Genomic DNA, 25,962 nt, shown 5'->3' on the forward strand with positions numbered 1-25,962 from the left:
TATGGAATAAGCATGAGTAAATACGTTAATGGGATCATTAGTTGCTTTGTAGTTTTAATAACTATTCTAAGTTGCCAAGTAGGGGCACAAGTAAAACGTTTATCTCCTAGCGAAGGCTTATCGCAAAGCTACGTTAATACAATGCTTATAGACACTAACGGTTACCTTTGGCTTTCGACAGAGGCCGGGCTTAATCGTTATGATGGCTATCAAGTTATTCCAATAAACGGCCCTAATGGTGAGTTAGAAGAGGCGATCATCGATCGTATTTACCAAGACCCTCAAGGGCACATTTGGATAGCCTCTTTACTTGCAGGCCTATTTAGATACGACCCCGTAACAGATTCATATCAGCAATTTCTAGAAAAACCTACCAGTGAAGAAGAAATTATCAATCAGTCTGTTTTTAGTATGGTGGCCGTTGATAAAAAAACACTTTGGATTGGGCGAGGCCGCGACTTTGCAAAGCTTGATATCGCAACCGGAAAAATAACAACTATTTTTGAGCTGCCTGCTAAATATAAAAATACCCTTGTGAGAAAGCTGTTTGCCTACAATGGTTATATATTTATAGGTACAAGCCATGGTGCATACGTATTTGATATTGCCACAGAGCAAGTTAGACCCCTACAGCACTTAAAAGGTGAAGCTGAGCATATTTACCAAAATAATGTTAAGTCTTTCGCATTAGGTGAAAATAAACAGTTGTTAGTAGGGGCGGTACAAGGCTTATACGAAGTTGATATTAGTAACTTATCAAAAATGTTTGAACGCCCAGATTTACCTTTTAAAAGTAAAGTATTACTAAGTGACTTAAATGTTTGGAGCATAGTAAACGAACACGGAACAATAGATTTAGCTACCGACAAAGGCTTGTTTAAATTTGATTTAAACACAAAAGAGATGATTAAAAATACTCGAATAGCCAAAAGTAAGTACACACTTGCCGATACCAGTATTATTGATATGGCTAAAGATAAATCGGGTGGTACATGGGTTGCGACTAAGACTGATGGAGCGTTTTACTTATCTCACGACAGCTATCATTTTAATAATGTCGATGGCACTTTGCTCGGGGGGGATGGTTTATCACATCACTCTATCTGGGGGATTACCGAATATAAAGACAAGCTTTGGCTTGCAACGCATAACGGTATTACTGAGGTTGATTTAAAAACAAACATTGGTAAAGCTTATTTAAAAGACTACAAAGTCGACTTACTCACCACTGAGTTTACCGTATATGAAATAACGCCCTATAAAGATAATTTATGGCTTTATACAAACCGTGGTGTATTTATTTTTGACCCTGTAACGCATCAAGTTAGCGAACCAAAAGTGCATAACCCTGCTGATCAAGAGCTGATTACTGGTAGAGTGCATGGCGTTACACTAATGCCAAATGGCGATCTATACTTTGTGCACTCAGATCATGGGGTATTTATATACAATATAGATTCTCAAGTAATAACGCGTCTGGGTGGCCAGTTTGACCAGTTTGAACCCTTTTTAGCTCATGGCTTTTTACCCGCGTTGAGCAATAAGCCAGACTCGCCACTATTTTTTAATGCTGGAATTTTATATCAAGTAAACCCAAGTGATTTAGCACTTAAAATGATTTACAAAGTGCCAAAGCAGCACGAAAACGTAGCCATTAGCGTGCTTTCTTATTTAATTGATAACAACAATATATTGTGGATATCACTTTCTAATTTTGGCTTGATAGGCCTTGACGCATCTACTTATCAATTAGTACATACAATCGATCTAGAGAAGAATAAATTAGGCACATTGCTTTACGATATGGTGCTAGATGATGATGGCATGATCTGGATGAGTAGCCATAAAGGCATTTGGCGATTAAACCCTGAAACACTTCATTTCCAACAATTTTCTACGTCAGAAGGGCTACTCTCTGCTGAGTTTAATAGTAACGCCATGGCACAGCTTAAAGATGGCCATATTGCGTATGGTAGCTTAAAAGGTTTTACCTATTTTCACCCAATGGAAAACCAAAATTACCAATCACTTATTGATCACGTAAATATTACGCGAGTTGATTTAATGTCACGAGATCTATCGCTTGATTTAAAACAGCCGCTCAACGAGGTTGTGTTAAACCATGATGATATAGGGCTTGAAGTGGCATTTTCTGCCATGGCATTTAGCAATCAAGAACGCATCATTTATGAGTATCAACTCGATAACGGACAAAAAAGTTATACTCGAAATAACAACCGCGTATTGTTTCCAAAATTGAATCCAGGTAATTACCAATTAAAAGTTTGGGCTAAAGACCCCTTGACTGGCGAATATACCTCGCCTGCTATTTTAAAAATAAAAGTAAAGTATCCGCTTTGGCGTGCACCTTATTTTATGGTGCTTTACGCCATGCTGTTTATTGGTTTTGTTGCTATGTGGGTTATGCGCCGTAATAAAATTCAGCGTATTTTATTGGCAGCAAATAAAGAAAGTAAAGAAAGCGAAGCGCGTTTAAAATTAGCACTTGAAGGCAGCGAATCGGGTGTCTGGGATTGGGAGTCGAGCAACCCAAGCATTTACCAACCTCGCTTAGCGAGTGAGTTAAGCTACGAAAATGAAAGCGTAAGCCTTGATGAATATTTATCTAAAATTCATCCGCAGGACAAACAGCTATTTCGCTTAGAGTGGCTTGAGTTTTTATCTACCGATAAAGGTTACTTTAATTGTACCTACCGCCTGCGCCATGCAAAAGGCTATTGGCGCTGGTATAAGGACTTTGGAAAAGTAGTTGAGTGGGATGATAAAACTCCACAAAAAGTAGCGGGTACTTATACAAATATGACCCGTGAGATGGTGTTTGAAGAACACGCTTTACTATTTACGGCAGCATTTGAGCAAACACGTGATTGGGTGTTTATACTCGATAAAAACTTAAATATTCGGGCTTCTAATAAATCACTGCAAACCGCCTTTAATTTCTCCGCAGAGTCGTTATCTAGCCGGACTTTAAATTTAGGTATATCGCGCAGCAATCGTTTTGATTATTTACGCATTATGCAAAAGCTATCTGTTGGGGAGCATTTTTCGTGTGAAGACAGTGTGGTTTTAGCTAATGGTGAGTCGCGTCATGTACTTGTGAAAATAAGTGCAGTAGCCGATAACGAGCAGCGCCTTAATAGTTATGTCATTATTTTAACCGATATAAACGCACAAAAATCAGCTGAAAATGAGCTGCACTTATTGGCCAACTACGATGCCTTAACTGGGCTGCCAAATCGTACATTATTTAATGACCGCGTTGAACACGCCCTTGAACAAGCAAAACTGCATGGATGCAAAGTGGCTTTGTTACATATCAATATTAAACGTTTTAAATACTTTAATGACTCATTAGGGCACGAAGCGGCTGATGAGCTAATTAAAGAAGTTGCTGAGCGCTTAAAGTGCTCTTTGCGACCATCGGATAGTGTTGCGCGATTTGGTGGCGATGAGTTTGTTGTGTTAGTAGAGGATATTCATCAGATAGAGCAAGTACTTATAATATGTACTAAGTTGATGGATTGCGTGAATCAAAATATTGCGATTAATGGTCAAGTTGTAAACGTTAATTTAAGTATTGGTGTGTCGATATCGCCAGATGACGCAGAGCAAGGCCCCGCACTTTTAAAAGCTGCGAGCATAGCGTTATATCATGCAAAAGACTCTTTAGAAGGGCGTTATCAGTTTTATAAGCAAGAGATGAACCAGCATGTTCAAAGAGCGCTGCATCTTGAATCTCAGCTTACTAGAGCGTATCGAGAAGAAGAGTTTTGTAATTACTATCAGCCTATTATTAATGCTAAGAGCCAAAAAACAGAAGGCTTTGAAGTGCTGCTGCGTTGGCCCGAAAATAAACTAGTACAAACTCAAGAGTTTTCGCTGGCTGCAGAGGGGATAGGCTTAATTACAAAAATTATGCTGCAGACCTTTGCGCGCGCTTTATTGGAGTTAAAAGAGTGGCGAAAAGCCTCACCTAACCTGTATTTATCTATTAACTTATCAGCACTAGATTTTGAGTTTAAAGACCTTGTTCCTGAAATTAGAAGAGCGTTAAGTAAAGCGGGTGTATCGTCTGAGGCAATTGTTTTTGAAATAACCGAATCAATATTAATGCGTGATTCAAAAGAAGCGCTGCATAGCATGGAACAACTTAAAAAGTTGGGTTGTAGATTGTACATGGATGATTTTGGTACAGGTTACGCATCACTTACCTATTTAAAACGTTTTCCTATTGATGTACTCAAAATAGATAGAAGCTTTGTACAAGACATAGGCATAGACTCTGATGATGAGGCCATTATCCAATCAACACTCGCGCTTGCAGATAGTTTAGGCAAAGAGTGTGTAGCTGAAGGCGTAGAAAGCTCGCATCAACTTGCTTTTTTAAAGGCGAGAGGGTGCAAGCATTTCCAAGGGTATTTATTTAGTAAACCGGTACCTAATACCGAAGTACTCGCGCTTATTAATCGCGATTGGAGTGATATATTCAATTGAGAATAGTCGCACGGATTTAGGGTCTTTTACCGCAGTGTCTGCAAAACAAATGGCTGTTATGCTCATTTAACTGCGTTTTAATGGCCTTATTAGCTTCAAGTTTACTCAAGCCTAGCTTATGGCGTAGCTCTTCTAGGTGTACTTGTTGGGTGTCATTAAGTGTGCCATCTTGAATTGACTCGTGCACAGCGTCTTCAAAAAACTGACGGCGTTTACGTATTTGTTCTGAAAAACTAGACGCCAGTAAACCGGTAGGTATTGCAACCATTCCCATGCTCAGTAGTGTAATAACCCCGCCGAAAAACTTACCCAATGGCGTTATAGGTACTACATCGCCATAACCAACGGTTGTTAGTGTTGCCATTGCCCACCACATAGCCGCAGGAATAGAGCCAAATTTATCGGGTTGTATGTCGTGCTCAATTAAGTAAATTCCGCATGAAGCTAAAATAAGCACGACGGCCATAATAAAAAAAGCAGCCATTAATGAACTACCTTCATCGTTAAAGGCTTTTAAAAGTAGCTGCATGGCGCGTGAGTAGCGAGTGAGTTTAAATACCCTTAATAGTCGGAGCACGCGTAAAAAACGTAAATCGAGAGGGAATAAAAACATCATTAAGCTTGGTAAAATCGCAATTAAATCAACAATTGCCAAAGGAGAGAAAAAATAGCTAAGCCGACGTTTGGTATGAGACCCTTCCATTGCTGCATATTGTGTTTTATCTACACAGGCCCAAAGCCTGGCTAAGTATTCAATAGCAAAAATAGCGACCGATACAATTTCTAAAACTAAGAATTCGTAGTAATACTGCTCTGCAACACTTGGGATTGACTCAATAACAATGGCTACAACGTTAATCATTATTAAGCTAATGAGTGCAATATCAAGAATATGCCCCTCTCGATGGTACTGGCCTGTACCTTCAAACAGGCAAGCCATTTTTTGGCGTAAAGTTTGCGGTTCATTCATTATTTAAGTTTAAGTACCATGTTAATACTGCCTTCTTCAAAGTCGCGACTAATTTTAAAACCTAGCTTACGGGCAAGTTCAATCATCCCTGTATTCTCTGGTAAGGTTATGCCTTCAATCGACTCTACACCTTGGCGTTTGCAGTGATTAATTGCAGCGCTCATTAGTATACGACCAAGCCCTAAGCCTTGGCAGTCTGAGCGTACTACAATAGCAAACTCAGCATGTAGGTTATCGGGGTCCATAATGACGCGAGACACACCCAGTGTACGGGTTTTACCTTCAAAGCGTTGGCACACAATAAACGCCATTTCACGGTCGTAATCAATTTGGGTCATTTTAGCGAGTTGATCGTGGTTAAACTGTGGAAGCTCGCCAAAAAAGCGTTTATATCTGTCTTCTTTGTTAAGTGACTCGTCAAATACTTTATGAGCTTGTTCATCTTCAGGTTTTATCGGTCTGAGCGTAGCTTGAGTGTTGTTTTTAAGTGTTACCACTTCAACGAGTTCAATAGGGTAGGGACGAATAGATAAGCGCTTACGATTGCTCTGAGCTTGATAGCGGTTAAGTGTCATAGTGGCATCGAGCACTAAAAACTGCCCATTGCTGGCAAGTATAGGATTTAGTTCCATTGAGCTTATATCGGGTTGATCAATAACTAACTGAGAAATACGCGTTAGTAGTGCACATAAACGATACTTATCAACCTTTTCTGGGAGTATGCGCTCCTTTAATACGCCTTTGTCGTGCGCTGCAGCAATTAAATACTTTGCCAAGTTCATATTCAGTGGAGGCAGAGCAACGGCGGCTTGTGCATATTCAAGGCCGGTGCCTGCTTCACCTAATAATATAACTGGGCCAAAATTAGGCTCGGTTTTAATTGCAATTCGCAGCTCATTTGCGCCTGCTCGCGGCGCCATTTTTTGTAATGAAAACCCTTCAATAACAGCATCCGGATAAGTGTTTTTAATACGGATAAGCATCGCAAAAGCAGTTTGTTCAACTTCGTTGGCGTCGTTTAAATTAAGCACCACCCCACCTACCTCAGACTTTGAAGCAATACTTGGGCTAATAAGTTTTAACGCGACTGGAAAACCAAGCTCTATGGCTTGCTCTTTGGCTTCTGTTGGGGTGTAAGCCACTTCAGTTTGAATGCATTTAATACCATAGTGGTTCAATACTTGGCTTGCCTGATGAGTAGGTAAGTAGCTTTGTCCATCATCTAAAAACTCATTAATAAGGGTTCTAGCTGCCACCTTATTTATTTTAGCGTCATCAGTGTTCGACTCAGGTGTTTGCGTTAAATGCTTTTGGTTACGACGATACGTTACTAAGTGCATAAATGCGCCAACAGCCCCTTCGGGCGTACGATAAGTGGGTATTGCGTTGTTTGAGCACACTTTTCTGGCAGCGTAAGATGCGTCTTCACCCATAAAGTTAGTTATAACGTAAGGGCGTGCCATTTTAGGTAATGTTTGTAAGGTTTCTACAATAATGTTGGCGTAGTCTTCGCTGGGCGCAAGTGCTGAGGGAGTATGGATAATCAGTAAGTTTTTAACTTCTTTTGCGTGCAGTAAAATTTCTAATGCTTGCTTATAACGCGCTGGTGCTGAGTCACCAAAAATATCCACAGGGTTTGAGGTGGTTTCTGATTGCGGAATGACTTTATTTAGCGCATTTCGGGTTTCAATGCTTAGCTCTGCTAATTTACCAGAGTTTTGAATAAGCTCATCAACAGCCATAACACCCGGGCCGCCACCATTAGTTAAAATTGTCAGTTGTTCTACTTTTAATAATTTTGGATGCATGGCGAGTGTTTGTGTCGCTGCAAATAGCTCTCGTAAATCATTTACACGCAGCATACCCGCTCGTTGAAATAACGCATCGTAAACAGCGTCAGAGCTTTGCTTTCCACCGGTGTGAATTTCGGCTGCAAGTGCGCCTGCAGTTGTTTTACCTGTTTTAATTGCAATTACAGGTTTACTAAAGGCCGCAGCTCTTGCTGCTGATATAAAGCCACGAATATCTTCAATGTTATCTATGTAGAGTAAAATAGCTTTTGTTTTAGCATCACGACCTAAAAAGTCGAGTAGCTCATTGAAGTTTATATCAAGGCAATCGCCTACTGATACAAAATATGAAAAGCCAATTTCTTTGTTTTTAGCCCAATCTAAAATGGTTGAGCATACTGCTGCTGATTGCGATACAAATGCTATTTTACCTGGGCTTGCCACGGTATGTGAAAAGCTCGCATTTAACCCAATATGAGGGATCAGCAAGCCTAAGCAATTGGGTCCAAGCAAAGTAACTTGCTTGGCTTGAGCGCATGCTTTAAGCGCGCTTTTTTGCTCCCCAGACAGCCCATCGGCAATAACAATAGCTGTTTTACAGCCAAGCTCTCCAAGCTGCTCAATAATATCAATTAAGGTGTTTTTGTTAGTACAAATAACAGCAAGGTCAGGTACTTTTGGTAAGTCAGCAATAGAGGGGTAAGCAAGTACGCCATGTACTGCGCTATGGCTTGGAGTAACAGGCATTATCGGCCCTTTAAAACCGCCCTGAAGTAAGTTGCGCATAACCACAAAACCAGCCCGAGTTGATATGTTAGAGGCGCCAATAACGGCCACTGAGCTTGGGTTAAAAAATTGGGTTATACGCTTAAGGCTCATGGTTTTTCCTAGGCTGATTAAATTTTGCGTTATTTATTGTCTCAATGTACCCTGTTTACTGTGTTATTTCGAGCGTCTCGATGCTTATTATTGATATCAATCAAGGAGATTATTGTGAATAAAAACCCCGGTTTTTACATTGTTATAGCGGCTATTTGTTTAAGTATGGGCTTAATTAGCTTTGGGTTTATTTTAAAAAGTACCGCTTTGAGTGTGAAAGGGATGGAACGTACTGTGCAGGTTAAGGGATTGGCCGAGCGAGAAGTAATAGCCGATACGGTAATTTGGCCTCTGCAATTTAGTGATGCCGACAATAATCTTGAAAAATTAGTAAGCCGGGTTGAGAAAAAAAATGATGCGGTAACTGCTTTTTTAAAACTCCATGGTTTTGACGACGAGGAAATAACAATAGGTAGCCAGTCAGTTATTGACAAGCAAGCACGTGAATACAGCAATGAAAATCAGCAATTTAGATACATAGTGCGCTCAAATATTATTGTTTATTCTGCTGCGCCAGATAAAGTGCAAAACGCGCTGAGCAAAGTAAGCCAACTTGCTAAACAAGATATCGCAATAGTGCAGGATAGCTACGAGACAAAAGTTGAATACATCTTTACTGGCCTCAATGATGTAAAACCTGCGATGGTGCAAGAAGCAACTGAAAAAGCGCGTGAAGTCGCTAATAAATTTGCTAAAGACTCTAATTCAAAATTAGGCAAAATAAAAACAGCTCGCCAAGGGCAATTTAGTATCAGTAATCGAGATTCAAACACACCGCAAATAAAAAATATAAGAGTGGTAACCAGTGTTGAATATTATTTAAATGACTAGGAAATAATATGTCAGAGTCTAAATATGGTCAGTTTGTACTGGCGCCCCGTTCGTATTTTTTCACTGCTATAGCGAGCGTAGTATTTGCGTTTATAGGCTTTAGTTATAATGCATGGCGGATGGAGGCAAGTGAAGAGAATAACAATACACGCATTGCTAGCTTTCAAATCTTACAAGAACTAGCCGAGCTTGAGCTTATTGTATTTGCGGCACATTACGATAATAACAAAATTGATGGCAGCCCTAGAAAAGGCTGGGTTAAAGTTAACTTAATTCATGACTTAAGCTACTTAGCCGTTGATAAAGTACATTTAAAAACAAAAGACTTACAAAAGGTCTGGCAAACAAATTGGCCAAATATGGTTGATCACGAAAGTGCTGCGCAATCTATTACACATGCCATAGACAGTGTGCGTACAGAAGTTGTGAGTGAATTAAAGCGCCTTGGTTAAGTGAGCAACTTGCGCCGTTGAGCGTTGCAAGTAAGCGGCGCTCAGTAAAATTGTGGTCTCGTTAACTTTTTGCCCTTTTATTACGTTGGCAAGCTGTTGTTTTGCGTTAGGGTTTTGTTTTTGCTCTATTTCCATTAATGCTAACAAAGCTGAAAATTCATGCTTTACCGGTGTGCTAGGTTTATTTGCATAGGCTATGTAGCAGGCAACCGGTGTTAAGCCATGAGAGTTGGGCTGCGCCAGCGCTTTAGCTAACTCATCATTTGATTCAAACAACATCAAAGAGCGCACATAGTTAAATGGCAGCTTTGTAGCATCGGCATGCTTAAACACATTGTGCAGTACGTTATTTCCTTGTGTATCTTGTACTAAAAAGCCTTTATTTACTTTCAGCGCAGGGGTAAAAAAGCTCAATGCGTCAATATTAGTGAGTTGATTAATAAATGGAGAAGGCGCTGTGTTAGAGCTTAATATCCGCGTTGCTATGTTTTGCATAAAGTCATACTTAACACTCAACCGTTGGGCGCTGTCATATAAATGGTTAAGCTGCAAAGTTTGCTGAGCAGGGCTTAACTGCTTAAAGTCGTTATCGAGCTCATTTAACTGTTGCTTTGAAATACGCGCATTAAGTAGTTGTATGCTTAAATCCATTATTATTTCCAAAAATCTTTTTTACTACTATAAAACAAAAAAGGCCGCAAATGCGACCTTTCATATTTAAAGCAATTGTTTAAATTGGTTTTAAGCTTTTTTGCTTGCTACCCATTCATTAACAAAGTTCTCTAGTACATTTAGTGGTACAGGACCATTTTTAAGTACTACGTCGTGGAACTGGCGAATATCAAACTTATCACCCAGTTGCTTTTTAGCGTCTTCACGAAGCTCTAAAATCTTAAGCATACCCACTTTATAAGCCGTTGCTTGTGAAGGCATTACAATGTGACGCTCAACCATTTTAACACCGTCAGATGTTGCATTAGGCGTGTTATTTACGTAGTAATCAATACCTTCTTGACGAGTCCACTTCATCGCGTGAATACCCGTATCAACCACTAGACGACATGCGCGCCATAGCTCCATTGAAAGACGACCAAAATCTGAGTAAGGGTCTGAGTACATGCCCATTTCTTTAGGAATGAACTCTGAGTATAAACCCCAACCTTCAATATACGCTGTGTAACCACCAAATTTACGGAACTTAGGAACGCCTTCTAGTTCTTGCGAAATAGCGATTTGCATGTGGTGACCCGGAATACCTTCGTGGTAAGCAAGTGCTTCCATTTGATATGTTGGCATAGCTTCCATGTCATAAAGGTTAGCGTAGTAAATACCTGGGCGTGAACCATCTGGAGCTGGCTGTTGGTAAAATGCTTTGCCCGCTGCTTTTTCACGGAATGCTTCAACTGCTTTTACTTTTAAATCAGCTTTTGGTTTAACAATGAATAACTCATCTAAGCGTGTTTTCATTGTATCAATAAGTCCAGTGGCTTCATCAAGGTAGCGTTGCTTACCTTGTGCATCATTAGGGTAGTAAAATTGTTTGTCAGTTTTCATAAACTGCATAAACGCTTTTAAGTCGCCTTTAAAGCCTACTTTATCTTTAATTTCACGCATTTCATCATGAATACGTGTCACTTCAGATAAACCAATTGCATGAATTTCTTTAGCCGTTAAATCTGTTGTTGTAGTGCGCTTAAGTGCGTTGTTATAAAACGCTTCGCCATCTGGTAATTTCCATGCGCCATCGCGAACATCAGCACGTTTCTCAAGCTGCGCTAGGTAATTAATTAGCTTAGAGTAAGATGGTTTAACAGCCGATTTTAATGCATCTGATGCATCGCTGATTAACGAGTCTTTTTCGCCTTGGCCAATTTCAAGCGCTGTTACTTTGCGTTTAAAGTCAGCAAGCAATGTAGAATCATCGCCTTTTTCAAACGGTGCACCGTGAATAATGTTTTTGCTTGAATCAATAACATGCGGGAATACAAATTTAGGGGCTATGATGCCTTTTTCTGCACGTACAGTTAAATCAACGATAAGCTGATCAATAACACCAGTTACACCATTTAGGCGTGAAATGTAGTCTTTAGCTTCTTTTACATTACTAATTGAGTGCTGATTAATTAAAAACGCAGGGATCATAGAATGCGTACCAAACATCTGGTTCACAGGGTAATTATGGTAGCGCCATTTAAAGTCAGCAATTGAGCTTTCAAGATCCTGTTTTTTTAAGTCGTAGCTAACTTTTGTTGCATCATCTAATAGATCACGATTAATTGCTTTTAATGCAACTAGGTCAGCTTTTGTTTGTGCTAAATCTTTAAGCTTTCTTTCTTCGCTGCCATCGTCCCATTTATCGTAATCTTGCTTAATCCCCATGTATGTTTGATATACAGGGCTGCTCATTACATCGCGGTTAAATGTATCTTCAAAAAATGCATTGGCTTTGTCTATTTCACTTTGTTGTGATTGAACTGCTTGTGCAATAGGGGCTGAAGTAGATTGTTGTGTTGTTTGCTGGCAACCAGCAAGTAGTGCAACGCTTACTGCGGCCGCAATAAAAGTGAGTTTACGCATTGTTTTCCCTTTTGTTGTTAGAAACCCATTAGGGTGATTTATATTTATTAGTTTTATATTGTTGTGCAGTGCCTTAGCGCTACACAAACAATTCTAGCAGGTCATTTAAAAAGCGATGACCTTTTAAGGTTACCTGCCAATGGCTGTCTGTTTGAGTCAATAAACCTTTATTTATTGCTTGGTTTAATGCACTTTGCTGACTTTGCAGCGGCAGTGTTGTTAGTTTATTAAAGTCATTAATTGGGCAAGGCTCAACAAGGCGAAAGCGATTCATAAAAAATTCAAACGCTAAATCGTCTTGCTCTACATGCCAGCTTTTATACATATACGGTTTAATTAAATCCATATAGCCGCGTGGATGTTTAACCTTTTCGGTACGCGTTATAAGCCCTGTATTTGCATCAGTAACCTTACCATGTGCGCCGCAGCCAATACCGAGATAATCGCCAAAACGCCAATAATTTAAGTTATGTTGGCATTGATAGCCCGGTTTTGCATAGCCCGATATTTCGTATTGCACGTAACCTGCTTGCGCGAGTAACTCAACCCCTTGTTCTTGAATGTCCCACAGTGTTTCATCTTGTGGCAAGGTAGGGGGCTTTGAAGCAAACTGAGTATTGGGTTCAATAGTTAATTGATACCAAGAGATATGCGGTGGATCGAGCGCTATTATTTGTTTTAAATCACTCAGAGCATCATCAAGTGTTTGCCCAGGTAAGCCATGCATTAAATCAAGGTTAAAGCTATTTAAACCGGCTTCTTTAGCTTGTTGCGCGGCATAGTTTGCCTCGTCACTGCCATGAATCCGACCAAGTGCTTTTAACTTGTCGTTTTGCATGCTTTGCACACCGATAGAAATACGGTTAATGCCTGCTTTTACGTAATCTTTAAAGCGACCTGTTTCTACTGTACCAGGGTTGGCTTCAAGGGTAATTTCGCAGTGTTCTTCAAGCCCAATTAGGTTGTCGACTTCATTTAATAATCGGGTATAAGCTGCACCAGTTAATAGGCTTGGCGTGCCGCCACCAATAAAAATACTGTGAATTTTACGCCCTTGCACTAAGTGCAAATCTGCTTTTAAGTCATCAATTAAGTGTTGAACATATTCAGCTTCAGGTATTTCACCTTTTTGTCCGTGGCTATTAAAATCGCAGTACGGGCATTTTTGCACGCACCAAGGCACGTGCACATATAAGCTCAGTGGTGGAAGGTTCACAGGCCGCCTTTTTGCTGTAGTTCTAGTAATAATTTTTGCAGCGCTTGTCCGCGATGACTCACTGCATTTTTTTGCTCTTTTGTGAGCTCAGCACTCGTACAATTTTTCTCTGCTACAAAAAACACAGGATCGTAACCAAATCCACCATTGCCATTTTGAGTGAGCGTAATTTCGCCCTCCCAACTAGCACTACAAATAAGCGGAGTAGGGTCGTCTGCGTGGCGCATTAACACCAGTACACACCAAAAGCGTGCACTGCGAATAGGGTTATCACCTAAATCTACAAGTAACTTATCAATGTTATCTTGATCGCTGGCACCTGGGCCTGCAAAACGGGCTGAGTAAACACCGGGCGCGCCATTTAAGCCATCAACTTCTAAACCTGAGTCATCGGCAATAGCAGGCATACCAGTAATTTTAGCGGCATGGCGCGCTTTAATAATGGCATTTTCAACAAAGGTAGTGCCGGTTTCGGCAACTTCACCTACGTTAAAATCGCTCTGTGGAACTACATTAATATTCAGAGAGCTTAGCATGTTAGCTAGCTCTTTTACTTTGCCAAGGTTACCTGTAGCAAGTACTAAAGTTTTGGTCATGTTATTAATCTACGTAAAATTTTTGCTGAAACTGTAATTTTTGAAATTGATTATTTTGTTGTATCTCAATCTCAAAGCGTAAAATCTCTTCGTTGGTGTAATCAACTTGGGCAAGGTAATAAATTGACTCACCTTCTTTTACTTCTTTAAAAGTAAGTGTTTGTTTGTTGCCAAGTAGGTTTTTAGCTGTGCCTGTAAGCTTTGCCGTTTGTGCTGTTTTATCGGCATCATTTTTTAATATAGAAATGTTTACAACCCCTTTGTAGCCACTGCGCTCAAGGTTGTATGCTTTTGCTATTTTTGGCTGAATAAAAGTAGAAGGAAAGGCGATGTAATGGACTTGCCAAGGGCCAAGCTCCTTGTATTGTGCGCCCTGCATTTCTTCGCTTTGCGCGTTAAATGCAAATGCTAAACAAGCAATAAAACAAAACTTAATTAAACGGTTCATTATGTATTCCTCAAAACATATAAAAAAGAGGCCTTTGGGCCTCTAATTAAAAAATCCATATTAGACTAAAAAATCCATAAGCAGCATTTGCAAAAACTGAATACCAATAATAAGCACTAAAACTGATAAATCTAAGCCACCCATTGATGGCAATATTTTACGAATTGGTTTTAGCATTGGTTCAGTAAGCTGGTGGAAAACCGCTTCTATAGGGTTATAGCCTTGGCTAACCCAACTTAAAATAGCGCGAATAATAAGTACCCAAAATACTAAATTAAGGCCTTCTTTTAGTACCGTTATAAGTGCTTGAATAAGCACAGGCTGTATTGCCCACGCATTATATATAACAAGCATTAAAGTACTAATTTTGGCTACAGCCACTATAAATGCCAGCAACAGAGATGCTAGATCAAGTCCGCCAAACCCCGGAATGATTTTACGCAGTGGTTTTACCGCAAACGAAGTGGCTTTAACCACAAACTGGCTCATTGGATTGTAAAAGTCGGCTTTTGCCCACTGCAGCCAAAAGCGCAGTAATACCACCATTAAAAACAAATCAAACAGGGTACTGATTAAAAATTGCATGGCATTCATAGTGTAACCTTCAATAAAAAGTGGTTTTAAAGTTCTTTTTCCATTTGCTCTGCACGCGCAATACACGCATCCATTGCATCGCCAACGGTTTTAGTTAAGCCTTCATTTTTTAAGTGCTCAACAGCTGCGTGAGTAGTGCCGCCTTTAGATGTTACGTTTGAACGTAGTTGCGAAATACTAATATCAGGCTGGCTAAGTGCCATTTCGGCAGCGCCAAGGGCTGTTTGTTGTACCAGGCGACGAGCGTCTTCATCGTTAAAGCCCAGCGCTTTAGCTTTTTCTTCTATGGCTTCCATAAATAAGAAAAAGTAAGCAGGTGATGAGCCGGTTACAGCAATAATATCGTTAATTTGTGACTCTTTTTCCACCCATACAACAATGCCCGTACATTCAAAAACTTGTTGTACAAATTCGTGTTCGCTTGGTGTTTCGCCCGCACCATATAAACCTGATACTCCGCGACCTAATAAAGATGGCGTGTTTGGCATGCAACGTACCATTTTAACGTCTTGGCCTAGCATTTCACGCAAACGTTTTACAGTTAAGCCCGCAGCAACAGAAATAAACAGTTTATCGCTAAAATCTACGCCCGACTCTTGAAACGATTTACATAAATCGCCCATCATTTGTGGTTTAACAGACAAAACAATTACATCAGCATCGCGAAGGGCTTCGTTATTGTCACTGGTGGTTTGCACCTTGAAATCAAATGCTACCTTTTCAAGCTTTTCTTGGTTGCGGTTAGTCGCAATTATGTTACTTGCGTTAAAGCCGTTTTTTACCATGCCACCAATAATGGCGTAGCTCATATTACCTGTGCCTATAAATGCGATTTTTTTATCTGACATAAATCTGTTATCACCTTTTAAGTTCGTGTTCCAAAAATGTCTGTGCCGATTCTTACCATGGTTGAGCCTGCGCTAATGGCAGCTTCAACATCGTTACTCATACCCATCGACAAAGTATCTACTTGAGGATATTGGGTCTTTAGTTTATCAAAGCAAGTTTGTAATTGCTCAAAAGATTGAATTTGCGTATCCAGATCGTTGCTTTTAGCGGGAATTGCCATTAAACCTCGAAGTGTTAAGTGCTCACATTGGTTAATAAAATTGGCAAGTTCATCTATTTCATCACGGCGGCAACCTGACTTTGCTTCCTCATTACTTATATTTACTTGAATAAGTATATTAAGAGGTGGTTTATCGTCTGGGCGCTGGGAATCTAATCGCTTTGCTATTTTTATGCGATCAACACTTTGCACCCAATCAAAGTTAGCAGCTACTAATGCACTTTTATTTGATTGAATAGGGCCAATGAAATGCCAAATGATGTCGCTATATGACTGTAGTTGAGCTATTTTATCTATAGCCTCTTGAACATAAGATTCACCAAATTCGCGCTGACCATGCTCATAAGCTGCAATAATATCTTCGCTTGGTTTAGTTTTAGACACTGCTAGTAGAGTAACTTCGTTAGTGTTTCGCTGTGTGTTTTTTGCCGCGTCTGCAATTCTAGCGTAGGCGGATGTGAGTCGTTCTGCTATTGTAACCATATATTTATCAGTTAGTTGTGGAGTCATAAATGGATATTACCGAATTATTAGCGTTTAGTGTGCAACACAAAGCATCCGATTTACATTTATCGTCGGGTGTTTCACCTATGATACGCGTAGACGGTGATGTTCGCCGCATTAATATACCAGCCCTTGCAGACAAAGACGTAAACAGTCTGGTTTACGATATTATGAACGATAATCAACGCAAGGACTACGAACAAAACCTCGAAGTGGATTTTTCGTTTGAAGTGCCTAATTTAGCACGTTTTCGTGTGAATGCATTTAACTCTAATCGCGGGCCTGCTGCGGTATTTCGTACCATACCAAGTGAAGTGTTAACGCTTGATGATTTAGGTGCGCCAGATATTTTTAAAACAATCTCTGATACCCCACGTGGACTCGTGTTAGTAACAGGGCCAACGGGTTCTGGTAAATCAACAACACTTGCCGCTATGGTCGATTATATAAATCAAAATAAACATCACCATATTCTAACAATAGAAGATCCAATCGAGTTTGTTCACGATAATAAATTAAGTTTAATTAACCAACGTGAAGTTCACCGCGATACACATAGCTTTTCAAACGCGCTACGTAGTGCATTGCGTGAAGACCCTGATGTAATACTTGTGGGTGAGTTACGTGATTTAGAAACAATTCGTCTTGCAATGACCGCTGCCGAAACGGGTCACTTAGTGTTTGGCACGCTACATACAACATCTGCACCAAAAACTATTGACCGTATTATTGATGTATTCCCAGGTGAAGAAAAAGCCATGGTGCGCTCAATGTTATCTGAATCTTTACGTGCGGTAATTTCACAAACGCTGCTTAAAAAAATTGGTGGTGGGCGAGTTGCAGCACACGAAATTATGATTGCAGTTCCTGCTATTCGTAACTTAATTCGTGAAGATAAAATTGCACAAATGTATTCGTCTATTCAAACCGGTGCGTCTGTGGGCATGCAAACAATGGATCAGTGTTTAACTAATTTAGTTAATCACGGTATTGTTACAAATGCGGCAGCGAAAGAAAAAGCGCAAGACAAAACACAATTTGGTGGGTAAGAAATTATTATGGCTTTATCTTTAAACGACTTTTTACTCATAATGATTGAGAAAAAGGGTTCTGACCTATTTGTATCGAGTCAGTTACCTGTAAGTGCAAAAATAAACGGCGAGCTAATAGCTCTCAGTGACGATAGACTGACTGATGAGCAATCGCTTGAGTTAGTAGAATCTGCAATGAGCGAAAAGCAAAAAGCAGAGTTTCATACAACGAAAGAATGTAACTTTGCGATTGCTACCGACGAAGGGCGTTTTCGTATTTCTGCTTTTTGGCAGCGCGATAGAGCAGGTATGGTTATTCGCCGTATTGTGACGCAAATTCCTGATGTGAGTGATTTAGGTCTGCCGTCTACACTGACAGATGTAATTATGTCTAAACGCGGTCTTGTCTTATTTGTAGGTGGTACAGGTACGGGTAAATCGACCTCACTAGCTGCACTTATTGGTTATCGAAACCGTAATCAACGAGGTCATATACTGACCATTGAAGATCCGATTGAGTTCGTTCATGAGCATCGTAAAAGTATTATTACTCAGCGCGAAGTAGGGCTTGATACAGAAAGCTTTGAGTCGGCACTTAAAAGCTCATTACGCCAAGCTCCAGATGTTATTTTGATTGGTGAAATTCGATCGCAAGAAACCATGGAATACGCCCTAAGCTTTGCTGAAACCGGGCACCTATGTGTTGCGACACTACATGCTAATAATGCGAACCAAGCGATTGACCGTATTATGCATTTAGTACCAAAAGAAAAACACGATAAGCTTAAGTACGACTTAGCACTTAACTTACGCGCCATTGTTGCTCAGCAACTAGTGCCGACTGCTGATGGTGAAAGCCGTGTTGCAGCTATTGAAATATTGCTTAACTCACCAATGGTCGCTGAGCTGATTAAAAATGGTGATATTGGCGGAATTAAAGAGGCAATGGCTAAGTCGAAAGAAATGGGCATGCAAACCTTTGACCAAGCGTTATTTGAGTTGTACAGACAGCAGCGAATTAACTACGCTGATGCACTGCACCATGCTGACTCGCCAAATGATTTACGCTTAATGATAAAACTGCGCAATAACGAACAACAAGGTGCGGGCTTTTTACAGGGCGTTACTATTGATGGCCTTGATGATAAAAATAGCGATCAATAATTTAAAAGTAATCAATAAAAAAGCGCCAATTGGCGCTTTTTTATTTGTATAACGGGTTGTTTAAATAGCCAGCTTATTCACCGTAACTAGATTCAAAAAAGCTTTCTAAAATAATAACCGCAGACATATTATCTACGTTACCTTTACCTAAGTTTTTATAGCCGCCACTTTCAAAAAGTCGCGCTTTAGCGTCCGCTGTTGTTAAACGCTCATCTTGTGTTTGCACAGGAATGCCATAATGATTATGCAATCTGTTGGCAAACTTTTTTGCTTTAAAGGTAACCTCTTGTGATGTTCCATCCATATTTAGTGGTAAACCAACAACCATTAAGTCAGGCTGCCACTCGGCTACTTGTACGGCGATATGGTCCCAATTAGGAATACCATCTTGTGCTTTTACAGCCTTAAGGCTAGACGCACTGCCGGTTAACTCTTGCCCAATAGCAATACCAATACTTTTGGTGCCAAAGTCAAAGCCCATTACAGTGCGTTCGCCTTGCGGCTTAAGCGATTTTTTTGTCATGTGTATCTTGTTTAAGTTTGCTAAGGGTTAGTTACTATTATGCGTGACCAGCTTCAGGGCTGAGTTGGCTAATATCAAAGCCCAACATTGAAACTGCTTTTTCCCATCGTTTTTCAACGGGGGTATCAAAAATGATCTTCGGATCGGCTTCTATGATCAACCAGCTGTTATCAAGTAACTCTTGTTCGAGTTGTCCTTGCTCCCACCCTGAATAACCAAGTGTAATAATAAACTGCTCTGGTGCTTGTGCAGTGGTTAAGTTTGCTAGAACGTCTTTTGAGGTAGTGATCATAATATCGCTACTGAGTTTTTGACTTGCTGAATAACCCGATTGGGGAGAGTGCAGTACAAAACCACGGTCAGTTTTAACGGGTCCACCTGCAAACACACTTACTTTTGCTGCGTTTTGCGTTTTGTCGTTATCAATTTCTATTTTATCTAAAAGTTCGCCAACAGTAACATCAATAGGTTGGTTTATTACCAAGCCCATAGCCCCATCTTCATTGTGCTCACAAATATAGGTAACAGCACGTTTAAAAAAAGGGTCTTGCATTGACGGCATCGCGATTAAAAAATGATTTTCTAATGACTGCATAGATTTCACCCTTTTTAGTTAATGAACTTTGAGTATGGCATAGTTATTTAAATTGACATAAAAAGCCCATTAATTGCATGAAAGGCTTAAACTAATGGGCTTTTTATTGTGGTAATTACTTACCTAATTTACGCTCAATTGCATCAAATAAAATACCTGTGATAGAAATATCATAAGCAGCTTCAATTTCGCGTACGCACGTTGGTGCAGTTACGTTAATTTCAGTTAATTTATCGCCAATAATATCTAAACCTACAAATATTAAGCCTTTTTCTTTGAGCGTTGGTGCAACAGCTTGCGCTATTTTTAAATCTGATTCGCTAAGTGGACGGGCTTCACCTCGACCGCCTGCAGCCAAATTACCGCGTGTTTCACCATTTTGTGGTATACGCGCTAAACAATATGGAATAACTTCGCCATCAACTACTAGTACGCGCTTATCGCCTTGTTTGATCTCTGGAATGTAATTTTGCACCATTGCGAAGCGGTTGCCGTGCTCGGTTAACGTTTCACAAATTACACCAATGTTGGCATCGTCTTCTCTGATGCGAAAAATCGATGCGCCACCCATGCCATCAAGCGGCTTTAAAATAATGTCTTTATGCTGTGCTAAAAATTCACGAATTTGTTTTTGGCTACGTGTAACAAGTGTGTCAGGCGTATGCTCGCTAAACCATGCTGTAAACAGCTTTTCGTTAGCATCGCGAAGGCTTTGTGGCTTGTTAATTATTAACGTACCTTCTTGTTCAGCACGCTCTAAAATATACGTCGCGTAAATGTATTCAGTATCAAAAGGAGGGTCTTTACGCATTAAAATTACGTCAAGATCGGCAAGGGCTATAGTGGCTTTTTCTTCAAGCTCATACCATTTTTCTGCATTATTAAACACTTGCGCTTTAGACGCTGTAGCGTACGACTTGCCTTTACGAAGAGATAAATCGTCCATCTCCATATAATAAATTTCGTAGCCACGTTCTTGCGCTTGCATCATCATTGCAAAACCGGTGTCTTTTTTGATGTTAAATCCACTAATAGGATCTGAAATAATACCTAACTTAATTGCCATGCGCTGTGCCTTACTATAAATGTTACTGTTTATATGAGGGTGCTTTTAGTTATTTCAATTAGCTAAATCGCCAAATTGAAGTTGTAATGCACTTAAGACCGTTAAAGCGGCTGTTTCCGTTCGTAAAACGCGCGGGCCTAAGCGAATATCTACAAATTCTAGTTGTTTGGTTAGTGCCATTTCATCGTCGGTAAAGCCACCTTCTGGGCCTACTAAAAAGCGTACGCCATCTTTAGGTACCGTAATGGTTTTAATGCTGTGCTCAGCACGAGGGTGAAGAGTGAGCTTAATTGCATCGGTTTGTTGTGCAAGCCATTGTTTTAAATCTATAGGTGGGTGAATAATTGGCACAAAATTACGCCCTGACTGCTCAGCCGCTGCAATTGCAATTTTTTGCCATTGTTGGTGTTTTTTCTCAAGACGATCGCCCATTAGTTTCACCCCACAGCGCTGACTAAAAATAGGGGTGATTTCGGTAATACCTAGTTCAACTGACTTTTGAATTGTAAAATCCATTTTATCACCACGGGATACACACTGACCTAAATGAATTTTAAGTGGAGATTCTACATCGTGAGGGTTAAGTTCTAATGGCATTACGACGACTGTTTTTTTTGTTACCTCAATTATTTCACTAAGGTATTCGCCACCTTCGCCATTAAAAATAGATACATGCTCGCCTACTTTCATGCGCAGCACTCTGCCAATATGCCCTGCAGCATCGTCATCTAAAGTTACAGGGGTGTTTAGGGCAATACTCGATGTTTGATAAATATGAGGAACTCGCATAGGGCGTCACTTACTACATAGCGTAAAAATATATATTGCTATGGTAAGTAAGCTGGGGGCTGTGCGCAATTATTTATTTTTATTAAGTTGTTCGGCGAGATCTATTAAATCTTGTGGGGTGTGCGCTATATCGTGATAATTTTGCGAAGGTTCCGTTAACGTCTCGTCGGTAACCCGGCTGAGTGTATAGCCTGTATCATCAAGATTTATTAAAAAGCGTTCTTTATGCAAGGAGTTATAAATAAAGCGCTGCTTATCACTTGCGAGTAAATAATCGGTGCTATTGAAAAGGACTCCGTGTAAATCGTGATGATCTTTTAAATAATTAATTAACTCAGAAACGCTTATTTCGTTTTCAAGATCGCAATAACTATAGTCTTTAATAAGCTCGTCAAACATCATTTTTACTAATTGGCGGGTATTACTCCCTGCAGCAATAAGTGTACTCGCTTTTGTTATGCCATTACTATTTACATAGTATTCGGCAAATGCGCGGCTAAATTCGTTGTCTATGTCAATTAACAAATAGTTCGTTATTTCAGGCGGCATAGAGCTAGGACCTTGTTGCATCTAAGTAATTACCATTATTACTTAAATGCAGACGTTTTAATTGCTGTATTTTCAGTAAAAAAGGTCTAAAGAGAAAACATACTAATAAGTAAATAACCTATAGCACAAAAAACAGCAAATTCTATGCATGCTACCCCAATATTATCTTGATGGTCTATTTCAAGAGCCGTATCAATATTTGGTAAAGAGATAACTTTTATCACATACGTTAAGCCGTAAAGTAGTATCCACATTACACCGCAATGCATTACAAGTGTAAATATGTTTTCAACCATTTTACCGTTTTGAAATGCTGCGCTAGATAAACCAGCATATACAGCCAACGCTAAGCCAATTGATTTTCCAGCATATCTTATACCAATAGATGTATTTTCTAGGTTAAAGTTACTTTGTAGTGACGCACCTTGGTTTGCTTTTGCAAAACGGTGTTCTCGTATTTTGCTATCAAGTGCAAACATCCCCTGAAGTGTAAAAAAGCTAACGCAAGCAATAAGTAAGTTGCTAAACCCTTGGGTGTGTGTCCACGTGTACAAGCCCAGAGCAATAATACAGTTAGCGATTAACATTCCTGAGTCTACCAATGCAGCACATACATTTTGTTTTAGTATGGCAGCTTCTTCATTAAATCTGTGGAGTATCCATTTTCTGTGAATTAAATGGCCCACTTTTATAAAAGTGAATAAGAGAACAATAATAATTAACACTTTTAACGGGTTTGACTGTGCAGTGCTTACGCTTATTTCGTCAAATAAAAAGGCTATAGTGGCTATAACAACCGATATTTCAGATGCAAAACTAATACCCATGGCAAAGTTGTCGTGTTGCGCTAACTCATCTTTAAGCGCTTGTTTTGCTTTGATTTGAGTGACAACTCGTAAACAAAAAATAGTTATGCAAATAACCGCAAAACTAATGGCAATCGCAATAAAACTAGTGTTAGATAAAGACAAATATGACATGGTGATCCTAATTAAGTTAACCTTTCTAGGTTTTAATCATTCTAGTACGGTTATTGATGATATAAAAGAGAGGATTGATGAGTAACGTAAAGCAACTTCCTATTCAATTACAAAAACTTGGCTTGATGCGCTTTGAACAGTTATACCCGCAGCAAAGTAAACAAAGTGAAGTTGTAAGGTTATTAGCATTAAGCGACTTTGCTTGGCGCAGTTTAGAGTCACAACCTGATTTAAATACCTGGCTATTATGCAAAGACGAAATACAAAATAGAGTAATAGATTCTCCTTTTAAAAACCTCAATTTAGCTGACCTTGATGAAGCACAGTGCCATAAAGTACTTCGTCAATATCGTGAAAAGTACTGGCTTAAAGTCGCCTTTTTAGATTTATGCTGTAATAACCCCCTTGCCGATAGTATTAATTACATAAGCCAACTGGCTGACATGTTAATTAATAGCGCCAACCAATGGGCGCATGCACAGGTGGCAAAAGTAAATGGTGAGCCGCTTGATGAGCAAAACCAAGCAATGCCGCTAATGGTATTGGGGATGGGGAAGCTTGGCGGACAGGAGCTAAATTATTCCTCTGATATTGATCTTATTTTTGCGTATCCGCGCAGCACAAAAACCCAAGGTGGCCGCAGAAGCCTTGAGGCCCAAGTATTTTATACCAAAGTTGCACAAAAACTGATTGCAGCACTTAACCAAGCCACCGGTGATGGGCAGGTATTTAGAGTTGATATGCGCTTACGTCCGTTTGGCGAAAGCGGCCCTTTGGTTATGAGCTTTAATGCCATTGAAGATTACTACCAAGAACAAGGGCGCGACTGGGAACGCTACGCCATGTTAAAAGGGCGCTTAATTGGCACCCCTAATAAATATTGGGATGAATTTATTAAGCTTTTAAAGCCGTTTGTTTACCGCCGGTATATAGATTTTTCGGTGATTGAATCCTTGCGTAAAATGAAGTTAATGATTGCACAAGAGGTTCGCCGTAAACGCTTAACTAATAATATAAAACTAGGCGCTGGTGGTATTCGTGAAGTTGAATTTATAGTGCAAGCCCTGCAAATGGTAAGAGGTGGGCGAGAGGCTAATTTACAAACCCAATCTTTACTCAAAGCATTAAATGAGTTGGCACTTAACCAAGTTATAGATGAGCAAGAAGCAAGCGAGCTGAGGCGCAATTACCTTTATTTACGTAAAGTTGAGCAGTACCTTCAAATATTTGACGATCAGCAAACGCAAACACTCCCCGATGATGAATTGAATCAGCAACGCTTAAATTTATTATTAGAACAAGCTGATTTTTCTGCCACTTTAAACACTATAGAAAAGGTGATGAAACAAGTTAACGGTGAGTTTGCACTTGTGATTGGCGAGGAAACTGCGCCACTTGATACCTGTGAAGGCGCATTTATTAGTGCTTGGGATCATGGTGATGTGAGCTTTTTAAAAGAGGCCAGAGATGAATGGCAAGCACCCCTTAACGATTTTAAATTAAGGCTGTCTAAGGTAAATATAGGTAACCGAGGGCGTGACACTCTTGATAAGTTAATGCCTGTTTTACTAAATCAATTAAATGACTTTAATGCCAGTGCAGCAGCTTTCACAATGGTTTGCCAAATTTTTAATAAGATAATTTCGCGTACTGCCTATTTAGAATTGCTTTACGAAAACCAAGGTGCATTAAAGCAACTTGTTTTACTGTGTTGTCATAGCAAATGGATAGGGGAGCATATTTCTCGCTACCCCATATTACTTGATGAACTAATAGACCCCGCAGTTCTTTATAAGCCGACCCCGCTCACAGCGTATAAAGATGAAATAAGACAGTATTTTTTACGAATAGAGCATGACGATTTAGAACTGCAAATGGAGTCGCTTAGGCAATTTAAGCAAACTCATCAATTACGAATTGCTGCCGCCGATGCAACCGGTGTTCTTGACGTAATGAAAGTAAGCGATCATTTAACCGTACTGGCAGAGGCGATTGTTGACCAAGCCGTTAATATTGCATGGCATAACACTGTTAAGCGCTTTGGGATGCCCCCTGGCACAGATGATGAGAATAAAGGTTTTGCTGTTATTGCATATGGTAAAACAGGTGGTTTAGAAGTCGGGTACGACTCAGATTTAGATTTGGTGTTTGTGCATAATCATGATGGCTCAAGCCTAACTAATGGTGAAAAACCGATAGATTCTCGTCAGTTTTATTTAAAGCTCGCTCAGCGCTTAATGCATTTATTTAATACCCGTACTGCATCGGGCATTTTATACGAGCTTGATACGCGATTACGTCCTGAAGGAGCCTCTGGTTTATTGGCTATCAATTTAGAGAGCTTTAATCACTATCAGCAAACTCAAGCATGGACGTGGGAGCATCAAGCACTTGTTCGGGCTCGATTAATTTTAGGTCAAAACGATCTGATAGATCGTTTTTCACAAATTCGTAAAAATATACTTTGCCAGCAGCGCGATGATACCGTGCTAAAAGCTGATGTAATAAAAATGCGCGAAAAAATGCGCGACCATCTAGCGAAGGGAAATATTGATCAATTTGATTTAAAACAAGATGTTGGTGGCATGGCTGATATTGAGTTTATTACGCAATATTTAGTACTTAAACACGCAAACGAGTTTGAACAGCTTACAGTTTACTCAGACAACGTAAGAATATTAACGGATGCGGCAAATATAGGTTGTATTACTAAAGAGCAAAAGCAGCAGTTGATAAAAGCGTATATTGATTACCGCTCGTGTTATCACGTATTGAGCTTGGAGCAAAAAGGCAAATTGATCCCGCGAGAAACGTTTTTACAAGA

General features: G+C 39.8%; 22 protein-coding genes. 6 read left to right on the forward strand and 16 right to left on the reverse strand.

Annotated elements, in window-relative coordinates; translation table 11 throughout:
* Positions 1-12 precede the first annotated feature (12 nt).
* Entirely contained in the window at positions 13-4,515 is a 4,503-nt protein-coding gene (locus tag H5115_RS07945; RefSeq protein WP_182754638.1) for an EAL domain-containing protein, read from the forward strand.
* 16 nt (positions 4,516-4,531) lie between these two features.
* Here the strand turns inward: H5115_RS07945 and H5115_RS07950 are convergent, their stop codons facing one another.
* Positions 4,532-5,485, reverse strand: coding sequence for an ion transporter (locus H5115_RS07950; protein WP_182754640.1), 954 nt, complete (start codon positions 5,483-5,485; stop codon positions 4,532-4,534).
* Positions 5,485-8,154: a bifunctional acetate--CoA ligase family protein/GNAT family N-acetyltransferase gene (locus H5115_RS07955; protein WP_182754642.1), complete on the reverse strand. Its 2,670-nt coding sequence runs from the start codon at positions 8,152-8,154 to the stop codon at positions 5,485-5,487. The genes H5115_RS07950 and H5115_RS07955 overlap by 1 nt, the downstream gene beginning before the upstream one ends.
* A gap of 114 nt (positions 8,155-8,268) precedes the next feature.
* On the opposite strand from H5115_RS07955, the gene H5115_RS07960 reads away from it, so the two are divergent.
* Both H5115_RS07960 and H5115_RS07965 read left to right on the forward strand, forming a co-directional pair.
* Positions 8,269-8,985 (forward strand): SIMPL domain-containing protein, encoded by a 717-nt coding sequence (locus H5115_RS07960; RefSeq protein WP_182754644.1) that lies wholly within the window; start codon positions 8,269-8,271, stop codon positions 8,983-8,985.
* 8 nt (positions 8,986-8,993) lie between these two features.
* Positions 8,994-9,437 carry a hypothetical protein gene (locus tag H5115_RS07965; RefSeq protein ID WP_182754646.1) on the forward strand — a complete coding sequence of 148 codons (444 nt, stop codon included), beginning with the start codon at positions 8,994-8,996 and terminating at the stop codon, positions 9,435-9,437.
* Here H5115_RS07965 and H5115_RS07970 read toward each other — a convergent pair.
* From H5115_RS07970 to H5115_RS08005, 8 genes are all read right to left on the reverse strand, one after another.
* Positions 9,420-10,088, reverse strand: a complete 669-nt coding sequence (locus tag H5115_RS07970) for a hypothetical protein (protein ID WP_182754648.1) — start codon at positions 10,086-10,088, stop codon at positions 9,420-9,422. The two genes, H5115_RS07965 and H5115_RS07970, sit on opposite strands and share 18 nt — an antisense overlap.
* A gap of 90 nt (positions 10,089-10,178) precedes the next feature.
* Positions 10,179-12,014: a DUF885 family protein gene (locus tag H5115_RS07975; RefSeq protein ID WP_182754650.1), complete on the reverse strand. Its 1,836-nt coding sequence runs from the start codon at positions 12,012-12,014 to the stop codon at positions 10,179-10,181.
* Positions 12,015-12,093: 79 nt separating this feature from the next.
* Positions 12,094-13,230 (reverse strand): radical SAM family heme chaperone HemW, encoded by a 1,137-nt coding sequence (hemW, locus tag H5115_RS07980; protein ID WP_002962575.1) that lies wholly within the window; start codon positions 13,228-13,230, stop codon positions 12,094-12,096.
* Complete coding sequence (locus H5115_RS07985; RefSeq protein WP_182754651.1) at positions 13,227-13,826, reverse strand: XTP/dITP diphosphatase; 600 nt, start codon at positions 13,824-13,826, stop codon at positions 13,227-13,229. The genes hemW and H5115_RS07985 overlap by 4 nt, the downstream gene beginning before the upstream one ends.
* A gap of 4 nt (positions 13,827-13,830) precedes the next feature.
* Positions 13,831-14,274, reverse strand: a complete 444-nt coding sequence (locus H5115_RS07990; protein WP_165723835.1) for a DUF4426 domain-containing protein — start codon at positions 14,272-14,274, stop codon at positions 13,831-13,833.
* A 60-nt stretch (positions 14,275-14,334) separates the two neighbouring features.
* The gene (locus H5115_RS07995) at positions 14,335-14,868 is read right to left on the reverse strand and encodes a YggT family protein (protein WP_002962568.1); all 534 of its coding nucleotides are present in this window, start codon (positions 14,866-14,868) and stop codon (positions 14,335-14,337) included.
* Between the two features lie 26 nt (positions 14,869-14,894).
* Positions 14,895-15,716: a pyrroline-5-carboxylate reductase gene (gene proC / locus H5115_RS08000; RefSeq protein WP_182754653.1), complete on the reverse strand. Its 822-nt coding sequence runs from the start codon at positions 15,714-15,716 to the stop codon at positions 14,895-14,897.
* A 17-nt stretch (positions 15,717-15,733) separates the two neighbouring features.
* Positions 15,734-16,447 carry a YggS family pyridoxal phosphate-dependent enzyme gene (locus tag H5115_RS08005; protein ID WP_182682838.1) on the reverse strand — a complete coding sequence of 238 codons (714 nt, stop codon included), beginning with the start codon at positions 16,445-16,447 and terminating at the stop codon, positions 15,734-15,736.
* A 2-nt stretch (positions 16,448-16,449) separates the two neighbouring features.
* Between H5115_RS08005 and H5115_RS08010 the strand changes: the two genes are divergently transcribed.
* Positions 16,450-17,490 carry a type IV pilus twitching motility protein PilT gene (locus tag H5115_RS08010; RefSeq protein WP_039488318.1) on the forward strand — a complete coding sequence of 347 codons (1,041 nt, stop codon included), beginning with the start codon at positions 16,450-16,452 and terminating at the stop codon, positions 17,488-17,490.
* A 9-nt stretch (positions 17,491-17,499) separates the two neighbouring features.
* On the forward strand, positions 17,500-18,636 hold the full coding sequence (locus H5115_RS08015) for a PilT/PilU family type 4a pilus ATPase (RefSeq protein WP_002961946.1): 1,137 nt from the start codon (positions 17,500-17,502) through the stop codon (positions 18,634-18,636).
* Positions 18,637-18,709: 73 nt separating this feature from the next.
* On the opposite strand, the gene ruvX is transcribed toward H5115_RS08015, so the two are convergent.
* The 6 genes from ruvX to H5115_RS08045 form a co-directional block, all read right to left on the reverse strand.
* Positions 18,710-19,159, reverse strand: a complete 450-nt coding sequence (ruvX, locus tag H5115_RS08020) for a Holliday junction resolvase RuvX (protein WP_002961947.1) — start codon at positions 19,157-19,159, stop codon at positions 18,710-18,712.
* A 37-nt stretch (positions 19,160-19,196) separates the two neighbouring features.
* Entirely contained in the window at positions 19,197-19,754 is a 558-nt protein-coding gene (locus H5115_RS08025; RefSeq protein ID WP_002961948.1) for a YqgE/AlgH family protein, read from the reverse strand.
* 115 nt (positions 19,755-19,869) lie between these two features.
* The gene (gshB, locus tag H5115_RS08030; RefSeq protein WP_182754655.1) at positions 19,870-20,820 is read right to left on the reverse strand and encodes a glutathione synthase; all 951 of its coding nucleotides are present in this window, start codon (positions 20,818-20,820) and stop codon (positions 19,870-19,872) included.
* Between the two features lie 54 nt (positions 20,821-20,874).
* Complete coding sequence (rsmE, locus tag H5115_RS08035) at positions 20,875-21,609, reverse strand: 16S rRNA (uracil(1498)-N(3))-methyltransferase (RefSeq protein WP_002961950.1); 735 nt, start codon at positions 21,607-21,609, stop codon at positions 20,875-20,877.
* A 69-nt stretch (positions 21,610-21,678) separates the two neighbouring features.
* Entirely contained in the window at positions 21,679-22,179 is a 501-nt protein-coding gene (locus H5115_RS08040; protein WP_182754657.1) for a hypothetical protein, read from the reverse strand.
* A 65-nt stretch (positions 22,180-22,244) separates the two neighbouring features.
* Positions 22,245-23,138, reverse strand: a complete 894-nt coding sequence (locus H5115_RS08045; RefSeq protein WP_002961952.1) for a hypothetical protein — start codon at positions 23,136-23,138, stop codon at positions 22,245-22,247.
* Between the two features lie 77 nt (positions 23,139-23,215).
* Between H5115_RS08045 and glnE the strand changes: the two genes are divergently transcribed.
* The coding region (gene glnE, locus H5115_RS08050) for a bifunctional [glutamate--ammonia ligase]-adenylyl-L-tyrosine phosphorylase/[glutamate--ammonia-ligase] adenylyltransferase (RefSeq protein ID WP_182754659.1) at positions 23,216-25,962 on the forward strand (2,747 nt) is incomplete at its 3' end.

Origin of the sequence: Pseudoalteromonas sp. SR44-2 (assembly GCF_014163745.1) — a bacterium.
Taxonomy (GTDB): Bacteria; Pseudomonadota; Gammaproteobacteria; order Enterobacterales; family Alteromonadaceae; genus Pseudoalteromonas; species Pseudoalteromonas distincta.